The following is a 14,876-nucleotide window of genomic DNA, read 5'->3' as shown; positions in this document are numbered from 1 at the left end:
GACCAAGCAAGCATCAATAGTGCCGATATCAAAGACACAACCGCAAGACCGCCGAGCCTGAACCTCCAGTCTCTTTGCGGATCACCTCGAAAAGGACCCCAATCCCCCAGACGAGGGGGATCAATAGGGTTTGCTAGACGCCACAGGGTTTTTGTCGCTTCTCCACTCGGTCATGATAATGCGGCCTGAGCATAAACCATGAGGTTATACCTATGAAGAAACAGAGCACGGACATTATAATGCACACGATTGCTTTGAATACTTCACCAAGGACCGATAGCAAGATCCCTAAAACTGCCCCTAAACTCCCGAAACATATATTACCCTGCGGATGAGTATCCAATAGGCTTCTCGAGAGGCTTCATCTTCTGTGTTCATAAGGTTGTTACCCCAGGATATTCCCCATATATGTCTCCTAATGAATTCATTCTATCATTACAGAACCCCGTAGGTGCGATCAGTCCGCGGTTTTCTCTTTCTGGCTACAATAGCCTGTCCGAATAGCGTCCAGAGGGGCAAATAAGCGATGCTGGTAGAAACAGCTTTTGCGTTTGATATGATGAATACGAGCTAACGCAAGCAGGGAACGGAGAGGATAAAGCGCAGAGCAAGCCCCCATGTTCGCGGAGGGATGAGGATGGCCGAGAGAGAGCTGGTGCTGGACTCACAGGGCGTGGCCTTGCGGGGGACGGTGGTGCTGCCCGCCGTGGAGGAGCCGTGGCCCCTGGTACTGCTCTGCCACGGCATCCCCAGTGGCGTCCCCGTACCGGGGGAGCCCGGCTACGAGGCCCTGGCGCGCCGCCTGGCCGCGGGCGGCTCCGCCGCGTGCTATTTCAACTTCCGGGGGACGGGGCTTTCGGGGGGAGACTTCTCCCTCGGGGGCTGGGTGTCGGACCTGGAGGCTCTGCTGGCCGCCGCGCGTGCGGGGGGCGCACCGTTCGAGGGATGCGACCCCAACCGCACCGTGCTCATGGGCTTCAGCGGGGGAGGGGCGGCCTCCATCGTCTGCGCGGCGCGCGAGCGGGGCCTGGCGGGCGTGGTTTCCCTGTCGTCGCCGGCCGACTTCTCGAACCTGATCGCGAGGGAGGGCATGGGCGAGTTCATATCCCACGCCCGGGCCATCGGCATCATCCGCGACCCCGCCTTTCCCGCCTCCGAGGATGGCTTTTACCGGGAGATGCTCGAATGCAACCCCGTCGCTCATGTGGCCGGCGTCACCCCGACGCCGCTGCTCATCGTCCACGGGGACCGCGACGAGACCGTGCCGGTGGCGGAGGCCTACCGGCTTTACGAAGCGGCCTCCCGGCCCAAGGAGCTGTTCATCGTGGCGGGGGGAGCCCACAAGCTGAGGCTGGACGCCGCGGCAATGGACATGGCCGTAAGTTGGACCCTAAAACGAACGGGGTCAGCCCCTGACATGTGACATGCCTTGCAGGCTCGAAGCTCTGGTTGCTGTTACGCAGCACAATGTCACATGTCAGGGGCTGACCCCGTCTTACATGCTGTCGGGGGCGGAAACGCCGAGTATGCCCAGGCCGTTGAGGAGCACCTGGCGCACGCATCGCGCCAGGAAGAGGCGCGCCGTGGTGAGCTCCGCGTCGTCGCCGATGACACGGTGGCGGTTGTAGAAGACGTGGAAGGTGGCGGCAAGCTCCTCCAGGTAGCGGGTGAGGCGGTGGGGAGCGCGGTCCAGGGCGGCGTCCCTAACCAGCTCCTCGAACTCGAAGACCTTCAGGGCGAGGTCGGCCTCCTCCTCCGAGGAGAGCAGGCGCAACGTCTCCAGGGGCGGTATCTCCTCGGAGAGGTCCACCCCCTTACCCAGGCCGTAGCGCAGGATGCTGCAGATGCGCGCGTGGGCGTACTGCACGTAATAGACGGGGTTGTCCATGCTCTCCTCCACGGCCAGCTGGATGTCGAAGTCGAGGGCGGTGTCCTGGCTGCGGGTAAGGAAAAGGTAGCGGGCGGCGTCCCGCCCCACCTCCGCCACCAGCTCGTCGAAGGTGACCATCTCCCCGGTGCGCTTGGACATGCGTACGGGCTCGCCGCCCCGCTTGAGGTTCACAAGCTGGCCCAGGATGACCTCCAGGCGGTCGGGGTAGCCCCGCGCCTCCATGGCCGCCTGCATCCTGCGCACGTAGCCGTGGTGGTCTGCCCCCCAGATGTTGATGAGGTGGTCGTACCCCCGCGCCATCTTGTCCAGGTGGTATGCGATGTCCGCGGCGAAGTAGGTGGGCGCGCCGCCGCTGCGCAACAGGACGCGGTCCTTGTCGTCCCCGAAGCGCGAGGTGGCCATCCAAACCGCGCCATCCTTCTCATAGGCCAGGCCGTCCGCGAGCAGCCCGCGCACCTCTCTTTCCACGGCGCCGTCCCGCTGCAGCTCCCGCTCGCTGAACCAGGTGTCGAAGTTTACCCCGAAAGAGGACATGGAGTCCCTGATGTGCGCCAGGGCGTGGCGGTAGGCGCGCTCGCCCAGTTCCGCCCGGCGCTCCGCGGGGGGCATCTCCGCGCTTGTGCCTCCGTCCTCATCCAGCAGGGCGCGGGCGATGTCGATGACGTAGGCGCCGTGGTACCCCTCGGCGGGGAACTCCACCTCCACCCCGGTCAACTCGAGATAGCGGGCCTCCACGGAGGCGGCGAAGACCTCCATCTGGGTGCCGAAGTCGTTCAAGTAGAACTCGCGGTCCACAGCGTATCCCACCATGCTCAGCAGGTTGCACAGGGCGTCACCCAGGGCCGCCCAGCGGCCGTGGCCCACGTGCAGCGGACCGACGGGGTTAGCGGACACGAACTCCACGTTCATGCGCTGCCCCTTGCCGAATTCCCAGCGCCCGTATTCCTGTCCCTCGCTGGCCACGCGGGCCAGCTCCCTGAGCACGCGGTCCCGGCTCAGGGTGAGGTTGATGAACCCGGGGCCCGCCACCTCCACCGCCTGCAACGCCACCGGCTCGCCCGCCGCGGCGCCCTCTTCCATGGCCGCCCGCAGGCGCGCGGCGAGGATGGAAGCGACGTCGCGGGGGCTGCTCCCCAGGCTGCCCGCCAGGGTCAGCGCCGCGTTGGTGGCCCAGTCGCCGTGGGCCTTGTGGCGCGGGCGCTCCAGGACGAAGCCGGGGGCTTCCACGGCGGGTATCTCCCCGGCCGCGGCGGCCGCGGCGATGGCCCGGTCGATCATCTCCCGCAGTTCCCTGGCGATCAAGCTGCCTCCCTGGTGGTCGAGTCGTCACGGCTCTAACCGGGCGGGTCTACCCGGGCACGATTCCTCCCCAGATTATAACCGCATGCCTGTGGTGGCAAGAACCAGCCCACGGCGTCGCGGCACACGGACGCGGTTTCAGCCCGTGCTTCTGCTGACGCGAGAGACAAAAGGCCGGCCGGAGCGGAGCGCGCCTGCGGAGTGAGGCCCGCTTTAATACTCAGGCCGGCAAGGGCCAGCAATAAAGGCAGCCAACCCGTGACCTACGGTGATGCCGGCTTCTCCTCCAGGGTGGCCGTGGTCTCCCTCTTTTCGTCGTTGCGGTAGTAGGTTATGGTCACCGTGTCGCCCACGCCACGCTTCCTTATCTCCAGCACCAGGTCGTCCATGGACTCGATGGGGGTGCCGTCCATGGCCACGATGATGTCCCCCTCCTCGAGGCCGGCCTCGTCGGCCGGGGTGCCGGCGACCACGCTGTTGACGATGGCTCCGCTGTCGATGGGCAGGTTGTAGCTCTCGGCCGTATCGGGGTCCAGGGTGCTGCCGGTGATGCCCAGCCAGGGGTGGGTGACGGAGCCGGTAGCGATGAGCTGCTCGATGATGGGTTTGGCGGTGTCGATGGGGATGGCGAAACCCAGGCCGTCATAACCGCCGCTCTGGGAATAGATAGCGGTGTTGATGCCCACCACCTCCCCGACGCTGTTACAGAGAGGCCCACCCGAGTTGCCGGGGTTGATGGCCGCGTCGGTCTGGATGACGTCCAGCAGCGGAGGGCTGCCTTCGATGTAGATGTTGCGGTTGAGGGCGCTGATGATGCCTGAGGTGACGCTGCCCTGGAACCCCTCGGGGCTGCCGACGGCCACCGCCAGCTCTCCCTGCACCAGGTCCGAAGAGGTGCCGATGGTGGCGGCGGGGAGGCCGGTGGCGTCGATCTTGATCACCGCGATGTCCGTATCTGGATCGGTCCCCACCACCTCGGCGTCGTATACCGTGCCGTCCTGCAGGGCCACCTTGAGGCCGGTGGCGTCCTCGACCACGTGGTTGTTGGTGGCGATGTAGCCGTCCGAGTCGAAGATGAAACCAGAGCCTATGCCCGCCCCCAGGCTACCCACCCTTACCTCGATGTTGACGGTGGAGGGGAGGGCCTTCGCTGCCGCCTCCACCACAGCCTCCTGCCCCGCCCTGACCACGCGCTCCTCGACGGTCCGGATCTCCTGCACCGTCTCCGTGCCCTCGCCTTTAAGGACGTCGATGGGGTTCGCTCCCAGGATGAGGGGCACCAGGAACAGGATGCCCACCGCCACCACTATCGCGACCACCAGCGAAATGACGAATATCCTGGCTCCGCCCCCGGACTTCGGCGGGGGCGAGGGGAAGGGCGGCTCCGGCGGGATGCGCGGAGGCTCCGGAGGCACTGGCGGCTTTTCCAGGTTCTCGGTCATGGCCATCTCCTCTGTCTTTGCGGGCGGAAGCCCGGTCCGTTCAAGTCCTAGAATATTATTATTCCCACGTTACTTTACTGCTAGAGGACGCTATCCCGGAACCGCTTGTTCCCGCCTCGCCTCCAAACGACTGATAGAATAAGGCGTGACACCGTGCGGCAGGGGAATCGCCGGGCCGCGGAGAAGGATTGTCAGACGGAGGTGATGCCCGTGGACAAGCAGGACGAGCAGCCCGCGCTGGAGGGCGGCGGAGCGATGCCCGGGCCGGGCGTGGAGATGACCCCGCCCGGGGAAACCATAAGGGTGGAGAAGAAGAGGCGCAAGGTCAGCCTCATCGGGGCGGTCATCGTCAACGTGGTGACCCTGATAACCCTGGCCATAGTCATGCTGGCCATCCTCCTCCCCGGCTACCGCAGGTCCTTCACCGTGGCCCGGGCGACCAAGGGGGCGGAGGAGGTGATCATCCTCGTGCGGACCAGCGAATCCATGATGCGGGAGAACAGCACCGACTTCATCCGCGCCCAGGACGGACTGAGGAACGCCCTGCTGGAAGAGGTGGGGGGCGAGGGACAGGTGTGGGCGTACGTGAGGGACGCCTACCCGGACCAGGCCTGGATCGTGGAGAACCTGCCGGAGCGCACCCAGAAATGGCTGGAGGAGCTCTATCCCAAGCCGGAGCCCTCGGAGGAGACCCCCGGAGGGGCTATCCCCGACGGGGAGGGGCAACCCCCCGAGGACACGGGATAACATCGAGATGACGGCCAACCTGCTGCTCGATTCCCTGCGCGAACTGTGGGAGGGCTTCATAACCCGCCTGCCTTCCCTGGTCACAGGCCTGCTGGTCATCCTCTTCGCCTACCTCATAGCGCGCGGCGTGCGCTACCTCACTGGCAAGTCCCTGAAGCGGGTGAAGGCCTCCGAGCACGCGGCGCAGCTCACGGCGCGCCTCTCCTTCGTGGGCGTCATGGCCGTGGGGGTGCTGGTGGCCCTGGGGGTCATGGGGATCAACGCCGCCGCCCTCGTCGCTTCCCTGGGCCTGATCAGCGTGGGCATCGGTTTCGCCCTCAAGGACGTCATCGAGAACTTCATCGCCGGCATCATCCTCATCTTCCAGAGGCCGTTCGTGGTGGGGGACGTGGTGCGCTTCGGGGAGACGGAGGGCACGGTGGAGGACGTGAGGGTGAGGGACACGGTGATCTGCACCTTCGACGGCAGGCAGGTATTCGTCCCCAACGCCAGCATCTTCACCGCGGCGGTGATCAACAACAGCCGCAACCGCAGGCGCCGGCTGGACTTCGAGTTCAACATCGCTTATTCCGCGGACGCCCCCGCCGCCATGGCCGCGGCGGAGCAGGCGCTTTCCGGCCTCGATGCGCTGCTCGCGCAGCCCCCTCCCATGGTGGTCACGCGGGAGCTGGGCGACAGCGCGGTCATGCTCAAGGCCTATTTCTGGGTCGACCCCTGCACGGCGGGCCTGCTGGAGGCTAAGTCCGAGGCCATCGGCGCCGTCAAGCGGGCCCTGGAAGACGCGGGCATCGAGATCCCCTACCCCATGGTCACCATCAGGTCCGCCGGTCAGTAGAGGGCGATGCCGCAGCGGCGGGCGGCCTCCACCGCCTCCACCTTCTCCTGCGGCGATGGCCTGCGGTCGATCTCCGGGAAGTGGGCGGCGCGGTATTCCGGGCGGTACTGGAACATGAGGTTGAAATAGACGTCGGGCATGTTGCGGGCGGCCCATTCCATGATCCTGGCGGTACAGCACTCCAGGTGGCCGGGGAGCAGGAGCTGGCGCAACATGACATCCCCCTGGCCTTGGGCGACTAGGAAGTTACGGCTCACCACCTCGAAGTAGCGGTCCGCGTCCGAGTAACGCCTCGCGCATTCGTCGTTTCCGTACCGGAAGTCGGCGAGGTAGACGTCCATGACCCCCTCCAGCAGGCGCATGGCCTCAAGCGAGGTGTACATGTTGGAGTTCCAGACCATGGGCAGGCGCTCGCCGTCTCCGCCGAGGGCGATGATGGTATCCAGGATGGTGTGCAGGTCGGGATCGGGGTTGCCGCCCACGAAGTTGGCGTTGCGCGAGCCCTGGCGCAGCCCATCACGCAGGATGTCCGCCAGGTATGCGGGATCGGCGGGGGCGCCGGTGCGGGCGTCCATGGCGATGTCCCAGTTCTGGCAGTAGGCGCAGTGGAAGGTACAGCCCGCGAAGAAGATGGTGTGGGAAGGCACCAGCTCCGGTTCCTCGCCGAAGTGGAGGAAGACGGACGCGACGCGGGAGACCTCCCCGACCCCGCAGTACCCCTTCTCCCCCGCGGTGCGGTCGACGCCGCAGCGCCGCTCGCACATGTGGCAGGAGCGAAGCATGGCGTGGGCCAGCCGCGACTTTAGGTCGAGGAGCGAGGGCCCCGCGGCGGCGGGGATTTCCGCGCGTCCTCTCCAGGCCTCGCGCCAGCGGACCATGGCCGCGTCGTGCAGCTCCCACAGCTCTTCCGCGCCCACCCCCTCCAGGGAGGGAGCGCCCGCCTCCACGCGCGAGCACGTCCAGTGGCGCGCCGGGGAGCGTCCTTCCAGGATGGAGAAATAATCCTCGAGCATCACATCACCACCATGATAAATTTAGGGCAATCATAGGAAGCAGACAAGGAAGCGGGCCGCGGGAAAGCGCGGGAGGTGGGCGAGAGATGGCGGTGTGGGCGATGCTCATCGGGATGGCCACCCTCATCAACATCACCATGGTCGGGGCGATGGTCTCCCTGGCCGGAAACGTCCCGGACAGCTCGTTCCTGGCCATCCTCTCCCGCTACCTCGCTGACAAGGGAAGCCCGCCGGGGACCGTCCTCTATCCGGTGGAGGCGGCGGCCCGCCTGGAGCGCCTGCGCCGCCGGGTGCACGCGGCCACCGCCGTGGCGGCCGCGGCCGCGGCCGCGCTGTCTCTCTGGGCCCTCTTCGACGGCTGGGGGGCCGTGGCCATGTCGGCCGTCACCCTGTGGATGCTGGCCGCGAACCTCACCCTGCTCGGCATCCCGCTGGGGCTGTGGAGTCGCAGGGCCGGCAAGATCGGCGAAGAGGACGTGGAGGAGGCCTGGAAGAAATCCCGGCCGGCGCAGCGGGAGGAAGCCGCCGGCGGAGGGGGCCCGGACGGCCCGGACTAGAGGTCCGCGCCCATCGCCCCCGCCCCGCATGCACGGATATACCCCCGGAACGGACCGCGGTCCCGTCTGTCCGGGCATGGCCGCAAGACCCCCAGGGCCTTCCCCTGGCCCAGCCCGCGGACAAGGCACGCTGGCAGCCGGTGGGTTACAATTGAGGTGCCGGGGCGGCCGCGGAAGGCACTACGGAAAGGCGCAGGCGATGCTGGACGGCGAATATCTCGAGGCGAAGAGGCTCTGCGAGAGCATCGCCTCCGGCATGGAGCCGCCCCTCTTCTACGTGGACAAGATGGCGGAGGTGGGGGAGAGCCGCGCCACCTTCGAGTCGGACCCCATGGTGGGAAGGGCCCTGGCCATCGTGGAGGAGCGGGGCGACGTGCTCGGCCACGGTCTTTCGCACGTGCGTAAGGTGGCCGTGGACGCCGGGGCCCTGGTGCTCATCGAGACGGGGGGAGAAGAGCCTGAGGGGCGGCGGCACAGGTTGCTGCTCCTGGCCCACCTGGCCGGCGCCCTCCACGACATCCGCCGGGAACAGCCCGAGCACGCGCAGCGGGGCGCGGACGAGGCCGCCGTCATCCTCGAGGACTTCGACCTCGGCGGCGGCGAGCGCGCGGCCATCGTCCAGGCCATCCGCAACCACGAGGCCTTCAAGCCGGAGACCCCCCTCGAGGACCCTTCGCTTCAGCTGCTCTCCGACGCGCTCTACGATGCCGACAAGTTCCGCTGGGGGCCGGACAACTTCACCGAGACGGTGTGGAACATGGTGGCCCCCTTCAAGGTGCCCCTGTCCGCCATGCTCGGCCATTTCGACACCAGCCTGCGGGGGATCGAGCGCATCAGCGGCACCTTCCGCACCCCCACGGGGCGGGAGTACGGGCCCGACTTCATAACCAAGGGCCTGCTCATCGGCGAGAGGCTCTACGAGGAACTTTCCAGGGCGCACGCGGGCGGCGAGAGCGGCCGGGGCGATATTGACCGCGAGCCCCGGGTGGGTTTGCAATAGAGGGAGGACCACAGGGAGGATGAGCAGCATGTTCGGCAGCATAGACGAAGTAAAGAACAGACTCGCGGAGGAGAAGTACATCTGCAGCGGCGAGATAGCCACGGTCATCTATCTCGCCGAGAGACTCGAGAAGCCGGTGCTGGTGGAGGGGCCCGCCGGGGTGGGCAAGACCGACCTGGGCAAGGTCACCGCCGCCGCCCTGGGCCGCGAGTTCATCCGCCTGCAGTGCTACGAGGGGCTGGACGAGGCCAAGTCCCTCTACGAGTGGGAGTATTCCAAGCAGCTCCTCTACACCCAGATCCTCAAGGACGTGCTGGCCGAGGAGCTGGAGGGAGCGAAGAACCTCTCCGAGGCGGTCGAGCGCGTGGCCCGCCAGGACGAGGTCTTCTTCTCACGCAAGTTCATCGTGCCCCGCCCGCTGCTAAGGGCCATCACCAGCGAGAAGCCCGCCCTCATCCTCATCGACGAGGTGGACAAGTCGGACCCCGAGTTCGAGGCTTTCCTCCTGGAGATCCTTTCCGACTTCCAGGTGAGCATCCCCGAGCTGGACACCCTCAAGGCCGAGCACATCCCCATGGTCGTGCTCACCAGCAACAACGCCCGCGAGCTCAGCGACGCCCTGAAGCGGCGCTGCCTCCACCTGTACATAGACTTCCCCGACTGGGAGCAGGAGCTGGAGATCGTGCGCCTTAAGGTGCCCGGCATCAGCGAACGCCTGGCGGAGCAGGTGGTCAAAGCGGTGCAGCGACTGCGCAAGCTGGACATCAAGAAGACCCCCGGCATCAGCGAGACCCTGGACTGGGCTCGCGCCTTGGTGGTCCTGGGCTCCGACTCCCTCGACCAGGAGCTGGCCAGGAGCACCCTTAACATCATCCTCAAGTACGAAAAGGACATCCAGAAGGCGAAGGAGAGCCTGCGCCAGGTCGTCGAGGGTTGACCCGCCTCCGCCACGCCGGCTGCAAAGGAACGCCATGGAGCAGAGAGTACTCGATTTCATCAAGGGGCTGCGGGGGCGCGGCGTGTCCGTGTCCACCGCGGAGAGCATCGACGCCATGGGCGCGGTGGCCGTGGTGGGCCTGGAGGACCCCGGAATCTTCAAGGCGGCGCTGAAGGCGGCGGCGGTCAAGCGCAACCGCGACGTACCCATCTTCGAGGAGCTCTTCCCCCTCTATTTCTACGGCCTGGAGAGCGGCGGGGACGCCTACATCCTCGAGGACGAGTTGCTCTCGCGCCTGGAGGAGGCGATGCGCCAGTTCGCCCGGGGCGAGGGCATGAACCCCATGCTGGCCATGGTGCTCATGGGCCGCGGCGGGGAATGGGAGTCTTTCATCCGCACCGCCGCGGGCCAGGTGGGGACGGCACAGCTGGCCACGCGCATGCAGGTGGGCATGTACACCCGGCGCATATTCGACACCTTCGACTGGGAGGAGATGGAGGGGCAGCTGAGCGGACTCATGGACCACCTGCGCGAGGAGGGGTGGAGCGAGGAAGAGATCGAGCGGCTGGAAGAGGCCTTCGAGGCCAACCGCGACGCCCTGCGCAAGCAGGTGCGCCGCTACGTGGAGAGGGAACAGGCACGCAACGCCGACAAGGTGCCCAGCGCGGAGAGGATAGAGCGGCTCATCAACCGGCCCCTCTCGGGGCTGGACGAGTTCGAGCTGCAGCAGATGCGCAAGGCGGTGGACATCCTCGCCCGCAAGCTGCGCAACAAGATCAACCTGCGCGAGAAGCAGCGCAAGCGGGGCAAGCTGGACGTAAAGGCCACCCTGCGCCGCAACATGTCGCACGGCGGGGTGCCCTTTGAGCTGAAGCTGAAGCACAAGCGCATGGAGAAGGCCGAACTCATGGTGCTCTGCGACATCTCGTCCTCGGTGGCCCGCGTCTCCCAGTTCATGCTGCAGTTCGTCTACACCATCCAGGACTGCCTGGCCAAGGTGCGCAGCTTCGTCTTCGTGGACGACCTGGGCGAGGTGACGGACTTCTTCCGCGACGAGGACATCCAGAAGGGGGTGCGCCGCGCCCTCTCCGAGGCCGACATCTCCTACAACGCCCGCAGCGACTTCGGCGAGGTCTTCGAGTCGTTCTGCGACCAGTACCTGCAGGACGTGGGCTACCGCACCTATATCCTGATCATCGGCGACGCCCGCAACAACTACAACGACCCCGGCACCCGCGCCCTGGAGAGGATGCGCGACCGCGCCAAGGGCATCATCTGGCTCAACCCGGAGACCAAGCCCTTCTGGGACACCGGGGACAGCGTCATGGGCGAGTACGTCCCCTATTGCAGGGAGGCACGCGTCTGCCGCACCCTCAAGGACCTGGAGGACACCGTCAGCTCACTGCTGCTGTAATGGGGTCAGCCCCTGACATGTGACATGTCAAGCACACTCGAAGCTCTGGTTGCTGTAACACCGCACAATGCTGTAATAGGGTCAGCCCCTGACATGTGACATACCTTGCAAACTCGAAGCTCTGGTTGCTGCTGCGCAACACAATGTCACATGTCAGGTAGACCCCATTATGGCGCGTACGTCCTGATATAGAGCAGGTAGCATAGGCCCCCCGGGTTTATAATCGGGTCTGTAATGCTATAACATATATGACAATCTCGCTTTAGCGGCGGAGGGCGGCATGGAAGATAAGGTCTACGACGTCATCGTGGTGGGCGGCGGGCCCGCGGGACTAACTGCGGGGCTGTATCTCGCGCGCGCCCGCATGGACGCCGTGCTCATCGAGAAGCAGCTCACCGGGGGCGCACCCGCCCTCACCGAGAAGATCGAGAACTACCCCGGTTTCCCCGAGCCCATCTCCGGCTTCGAGCTGGTGGACCGCATGCGGCGCCAGGCGGAGGGGTTCGGGCTGGTCATCGTGCCCTTCACCCCCCTGGAGGGATTGCGCGACGAGGGTGACGTGAAGGTGCTCCAGACCGCAGAGGGTGAGATGAGGGCCCATGCGGCGGTGCTGGCCATGGGCATGCGCCCGGCCACCCTGGGGGTGCCGGGGGAGGAGGAGTTCCACGGCAGGGGCGTCTCCTACTGCGCCACCTGCGACGGCGCCTTCTTTAAGGACGCGGTAGTGGCGGTGGTGGGCGGCGGCAACGCGGCGGTGGAGGAGGCCCTCTTCCTCACCCGCTTCGCCAGCAAGGTCATCATCGTACACCGCCGGGACCGCCTGCGGGCGGGCGGCGTGCTCGAGGAGCGCGCCCTCTCCCACCCCAAGATGGACTTCAGGTGGAAGAAGACGGTGAAGGAGATCCGTGGCGACCAGAAGGTGACCGGGCTGCTCCTCGCGGACGTAGAGGGCGGCGGCGAGGAGGAACTGACGGTGGACGGCGTGTTCATGTACGTTGGAAACGTTCCCAACACCGGGGAGATAAAGGGAACAATAGACCTTGACGAAAAGGGGTTCATCCTCACCGACGGGTCCCTCGAGACCAACGTCAAAGGGGTTTTCGCGGCGGGGGATGTGCGCTCGGGTGCGGTGTGGCAGGTGGCCGCGGCGGTCGGTGACGGCGTGAGGGCAGCCCTGCGCGCGCAGTTCCACGTGGAGAACCTCAAGGGAACGGCGTATATCTAGGCGCCGCGAGCGCGGCGCCGTCAGGGAAAGACCGTCCCCGGCAGAAGCGGCGGACGAGACAGGCAAGAGATGGGAGGTGTAAGCAATGGCGGGAAAGATAGTCGAGCTGAACGACGACAACTTCGAGCAGGAAGTGCTCAAGAGCGAACTGCCGGCTCTGGTGGATTTCTGGGCCCCGTGGTGCGGGCCTTGCCAGATGATGGGCCCCATCCTGGAGGAGGCCGCCGCCGAGTGGGACGGCAAGATCAAGGTGTGCAAGCTCAATGTCGATGAGTCCATGGGGGTGGCCCGCGACTACCAGATACAGTCCATCCCCACCATAATCCTGTTCGACAAGGGCGCAGCGGCCAAGAAGATCATCGGCGCCAGGCCGAAGCAGGCCTTCGTGGAGGAATTCGCGTCCTGGCTCTAGTGCAGGAGAGGGACATATGAAGATCGCCGTGATCGACGGCATGGGAGGGTCCATAGGGCACCAGCTCATCCTGGAGCTGAGGAAGAGCCTCCCCGAGGATACGGAGATCATCGCACTGGGGGCCAACGCCATAGCGACCGGAAACATGATGAAGGCGCGGGCCAACCGCGGGGCCACGGGAGAGAACGCGGTGCGGGTATGCATCGGCGAGGCGGACGTGATCATGGGCAGCGTCTCCGTCCTGGTGCCCAACTCGATGATGGGCGAGCTGACCCCGGAGATGGCCACGGCCATCGCCTCCTCTCCCGGGCGCAAGGTGCTGCTGCCCCTCACCAACCCGCGCATAGAGATCATGGGGACCAGCGACACCCCGCTCCCCAAGCTGATAGAGCAGGCCGTGGAGCTGGTCCGGGAGATGGACGAACGAGGAGGAGACGGCGATGTGTGAGGCCGTGGTCTTTCTGGACAGAGGCGGCGAACTGGAAAAGGTCATGGACGACGTGGTGGAGGTGAAGCCCGAGGAGGGCAAGCTGCTGCTGGTGGACGTCTTCGGCGAGCAGAAGCTGGTATCCGCGAGGATAAGCCGCGTGGAACTGATGGACCACCGCATCATCCTGCGGGATAGCGGATCGTAGTAACGGGGCTGGACTTCAGGGAAAGGGGGTCGAGATGGTGGAATTGTCGTTGCTCAGGGATGTGACCTACGAATACGAAGTGAGCGGAGGGTCCGCGGCGGCGATCATAATCGTCTCAATTCTGGTCGGGATCGCTTTCTACATTCTTTCCGCGTGGCTGCTCTACCGCATCGGCAAGAAGCTGGGATACGAGAACAGCTGGTATGCGTGGGTGCCCATCCTCAACTACTGGATGATGACCGAGCTGGCGGGAAAGGATACCACCTGGTTCATCATCATGGTCGTTTTCATGTTCTGTTGCGGCCTTGTCACCTTTGTGATGATGGTCATGCTGTTCATGGAGATAGCGGAGAGATGCGGCAAAGAACGCTGGTGGGGGATCCTGATCATCATCCCCATAGTCAACTTCGTGATCATGTACATACTGGGCAGCGGACCGGCGGCACCGCCCGGGCCCCCCGCGGGAGGATATGGCGGGCAGTACGGGCCGCCCCCACAGGGACCCCAGCCGCCATATGGTCCTCAGCCGCCGAGCTATGCGCCTCCGCAGCAGCCGCCCACTTATACACCGCCTCCGCCGCCGGCACCGCCGGCACAGGGGCCGCAGCCTCCCTCTACACCCCCGCCCCCGCCGCCACCGCAGCAGTAAGCGGTGTATAGAGACGAACAACCCCCGCCGGACCTCTCCGGCGGGGGTTTTCTCTTCTGGCTCACGAAGTATCCATCAGGCAGAAGGACCAATGCGACCACAGCTGTAAAAAAAAACCATTTACTGCTTGACATTCCGCTTGCTCCCCCTTAAGAATCATACGCAGATAGGGCGTACCGGCTGGCGAAAAATCACCCGCGAAAGACCAAGCGCGCGATGGTATATGCTGCTCGCATGTCCTATCCGCGCAGAGAACCAGTATCGGCTCCGGGCATATGGGGGGAGAGCATGAAGAGACATCGGGGATCGCGTCTTACCGCAGCTATTTCCGCTATTATTGTCCTGCTTCTCTTGGCGTCGGGTTGGTACCCGCTGCTGGCCGCGCTGGGGCCGCCCGGGGCGCCCACCGCGGCTCCCGCGGCAGCAACCGAGGAGACAGCGCAGGAAGCGCCCGATCATTTTGACGTCAAGGCGGTGCGCTCCCCCCAGGCCGCCGGGGTGCCCTTCCGCGTGGTCATCACCGCGAAGGACGCGGCCGGAAAGACGGTGCATTCCTTCTCCGGTAAAGTCGCCCTTGCCGACATCACCGGCAGCCTGGAGCCGTCCGAGACAGCCGATTTCCGCTACGGCTCCTGCGCCTGCGAGGTTATCGTGCGCACGCCCCACCCCGCGTGCGTGATCACCGCTTCCCGCGAGGGAGCGAGCGGTGCCTCGACCCCCTTCCAGGTCGTCTCACTCCCCCCGGACTTCGCGGGCAGCGGGGAGGAGGCGGACCCCGGGCAGGCTTCGCCCGACACCTCCATCACCTATACCGTAAAGA

16 protein-coding genes are annotated in these 14,876 nt (G+C 65.6%); 13 read left to right on the top strand and 3 right to left on the bottom strand.

Going from position 1 to position 14,876, the window contains the following annotated elements:
• Window positions 1-637 precede the first annotated feature (637 nt).
• Window positions 638-1,423 carry a prolyl oligopeptidase family serine peptidase gene (locus AB1384_14675; GenBank protein MEW6555517.1) on the top strand — a complete coding sequence of 262 codons (786 nt, stop codon included), beginning with the start codon at window positions 638-640 and terminating at the stop codon, window positions 1,421-1,423.
• Between the two features lie 72 nt (window positions 1,424-1,495).
• Here the strand turns inward: AB1384_14675 and argS are convergent, their stop codons facing one another.
• Together argS and AB1384_14665 are read right to left on the bottom strand one after the other, a co-directional pair.
• Window positions 1,496-3,193: an arginine--tRNA ligase gene (argS, locus tag AB1384_14670; GenBank protein ID MEW6555516.1), complete on the bottom strand. Its 1,698-nt coding sequence runs from the start codon at window positions 3,191-3,193 to the stop codon at window positions 1,496-1,498.
• Between the two features lie 260 nt (window positions 3,194-3,453).
• Window positions 3,454-4,632: a trypsin-like peptidase domain-containing protein gene (locus AB1384_14665; GenBank protein MEW6555515.1), complete on the bottom strand. Its 1,179-nt coding sequence runs from the start codon at window positions 4,630-4,632 to the stop codon at window positions 3,454-3,456.
• Between the two features lie 210 nt (window positions 4,633-4,842).
• Between AB1384_14665 and AB1384_14660 the strand changes: the two genes are divergently transcribed.
• Together AB1384_14660 and AB1384_14655 are read left to right on the top strand one after the other, a co-directional pair.
• Window positions 4,843-5,379 (top strand): hypothetical protein, encoded by a 537-nt coding sequence (locus AB1384_14660; GenBank protein ID MEW6555514.1) that lies wholly within the window; start codon window positions 4,843-4,845, stop codon window positions 5,377-5,379.
• A gap of 7 nt (window positions 5,380-5,386) precedes the next feature.
• Entirely contained in the window at window positions 5,387-6,214 is an 828-nt protein-coding gene (locus tag AB1384_14655) for a mechanosensitive ion channel family protein (GenBank protein MEW6555513.1), read from the top strand.
• Here AB1384_14655 and AB1384_14650 read toward each other — a convergent pair.
• The gene (locus AB1384_14650; GenBank protein ID MEW6555512.1) at window positions 6,208-7,227 is read right to left on the bottom strand and encodes a radical SAM protein; all 1,020 of its coding nucleotides are present in this window, start codon (window positions 7,225-7,227) and stop codon (window positions 6,208-6,210) included. The genes AB1384_14655 and AB1384_14650 overlap by 7 nt on opposite strands.
• 86 nt (window positions 7,228-7,313) lie before the next feature.
• Between AB1384_14650 and AB1384_14645 the strand changes: the two genes are divergently transcribed.
• The 10 genes from AB1384_14645 to AB1384_14600 form a co-directional block, all read left to right on the top strand.
• The gene (locus AB1384_14645) at window positions 7,314-7,784 is read left to right on the top strand and encodes a hypothetical protein (GenBank protein MEW6555511.1); all 471 of its coding nucleotides are present in this window, start codon (window positions 7,314-7,316) and stop codon (window positions 7,782-7,784) included.
• Window positions 7,785-7,983: 199 nt separating this feature from the next.
• Window positions 7,984-8,784, top strand: coding sequence for a hypothetical protein (locus tag AB1384_14640; protein MEW6555510.1), 801 nt, complete (start codon window positions 7,984-7,986; stop codon window positions 8,782-8,784).
• Between the two features lie 28 nt (window positions 8,785-8,812).
• Window positions 8,813-9,721, top strand: a complete 909-nt coding sequence (locus tag AB1384_14635; protein MEW6555509.1) for a MoxR family ATPase — start codon at window positions 8,813-8,815, stop codon at window positions 9,719-9,721.
• Between the two features lie 34 nt (window positions 9,722-9,755).
• Window positions 9,756-11,135 (top strand): VWA domain-containing protein, encoded by a 1,380-nt coding sequence (locus AB1384_14630; GenBank protein MEW6555508.1) that lies wholly within the window; start codon window positions 9,756-9,758, stop codon window positions 11,133-11,135.
• A gap of 280 nt (window positions 11,136-11,415) precedes the next feature.
• Window positions 11,416-12,360 (top strand): thioredoxin-disulfide reductase, encoded by a 945-nt coding sequence (gene trxB, locus AB1384_14625; GenBank protein MEW6555507.1) that lies wholly within the window; start codon window positions 11,416-11,418, stop codon window positions 12,358-12,360.
• A gap of 85 nt (window positions 12,361-12,445) precedes the next feature.
• Window positions 12,446-12,772 (top strand): thioredoxin, encoded by a 327-nt coding sequence (trxA, locus tag AB1384_14620; protein ID MEW6555506.1) that lies wholly within the window; start codon window positions 12,446-12,448, stop codon window positions 12,770-12,772.
• Between the two features lie 16 nt (window positions 12,773-12,788).
• Window positions 12,789-13,220 carry a DUF3842 family protein gene (locus AB1384_14615; GenBank protein ID MEW6555505.1) on the top strand — a complete coding sequence of 144 codons (432 nt, stop codon included), beginning with the start codon at window positions 12,789-12,791 and terminating at the stop codon, window positions 13,218-13,220.
• A complete protein-coding gene (locus AB1384_14610; protein MEW6555504.1) occupies window positions 13,213-13,407 on the top strand; it encodes a CooT family nickel-binding protein in 195 nt (64 codons plus the stop codon). Before AB1384_14615 ends, AB1384_14610 begins: the two co-directional genes overlap by 8 nt.
• Before the next feature lie 34 nt (window positions 13,408-13,441).
• Window positions 13,442-14,056 (top strand): DUF5684 domain-containing protein, encoded by a 615-nt coding sequence (locus AB1384_14605; protein MEW6555503.1) that lies wholly within the window; start codon window positions 13,442-13,444, stop codon window positions 14,054-14,056.
• Window positions 14,057-14,344: 288 nt separating this feature from the next.
• A partial coding sequence (locus AB1384_14600; GenBank protein MEW6555502.1) for a hypothetical protein occupies window positions 14,345-14,876 on the top strand: 532 nt, incomplete at its 3' end.

The sequence above is a fragment of the Actinomycetota bacterium genome, assembly GCA_040757835.1.
Classification (GTDB): Bacteria; Actinomycetota; Geothermincolia; order Geothermincolales; family RBG-13-55-18; genus SURF-21.
This window is presented reverse-complemented; position numbering and strand designations above follow the sequence as displayed.

Coding starts and splice junctions, on each gene's coding strand:
- AB1384_14675 (MEW6555517.1), top strand. CDS start 638: ATGGCCGAGAGAGAGCTGGTGCTGGACTCACAGGGCGTGGCCTTGCGG.
- AB1384_14665 (MEW6555515.1), bottom strand. CDS start 4,632: ATGACCGAGAACCTGGAAAAGCCGCCAGTGCCTCCGGAGCCTCCGCGC.
- AB1384_14655 (MEW6555513.1), top strand. CDS start 5,387: ATGACGGCCAACCTGCTGCTCGATTCCCTGCGCGAACTGTGGGAGGGC.
- AB1384_14650 (MEW6555512.1), bottom strand. CDS start 7,227: ATGCTCGAGGATTATTTCTCCATCCTGGAAGGACGCTCCCCGGCGCGC.
- AB1384_14645 (MEW6555511.1), top strand. CDS start 7,314: ATGGCGGTGTGGGCGATGCTCATCGGGATGGCCACCCTCATCAACATC.
- AB1384_14640 (MEW6555510.1), top strand. CDS start 7,984: ATGCTGGACGGCGAATATCTCGAGGCGAAGAGGCTCTGCGAGAGCATC.
- AB1384_14635 (MEW6555509.1), top strand. CDS start 8,813: ATGTTCGGCAGCATAGACGAAGTAAAGAACAGACTCGCGGAGGAGAAG.
- AB1384_14630 (MEW6555508.1), top strand. CDS start 9,756: ATGGAGCAGAGAGTACTCGATTTCATCAAGGGGCTGCGGGGGCGCGGC.
- trxB (MEW6555507.1), top strand. CDS start 11,416: ATGGAAGATAAGGTCTACGACGTCATCGTGGTGGGCGGCGGGCCCGCG.
- trxA (MEW6555506.1), top strand. CDS start 12,446: ATGGCGGGAAAGATAGTCGAGCTGAACGACGACAACTTCGAGCAGGAA.
- AB1384_14615 (MEW6555505.1), top strand. CDS start 12,789: ATGAAGATCGCCGTGATCGACGGCATGGGAGGGTCCATAGGGCACCAG.
- AB1384_14610 (MEW6555504.1), top strand. CDS start 13,213: ATGTGTGAGGCCGTGGTCTTTCTGGACAGAGGCGGCGAACTGGAAAAG.
- AB1384_14605 (MEW6555503.1), top strand. CDS start 13,442: ATGGTGGAATTGTCGTTGCTCAGGGATGTGACCTACGAATACGAAGTG.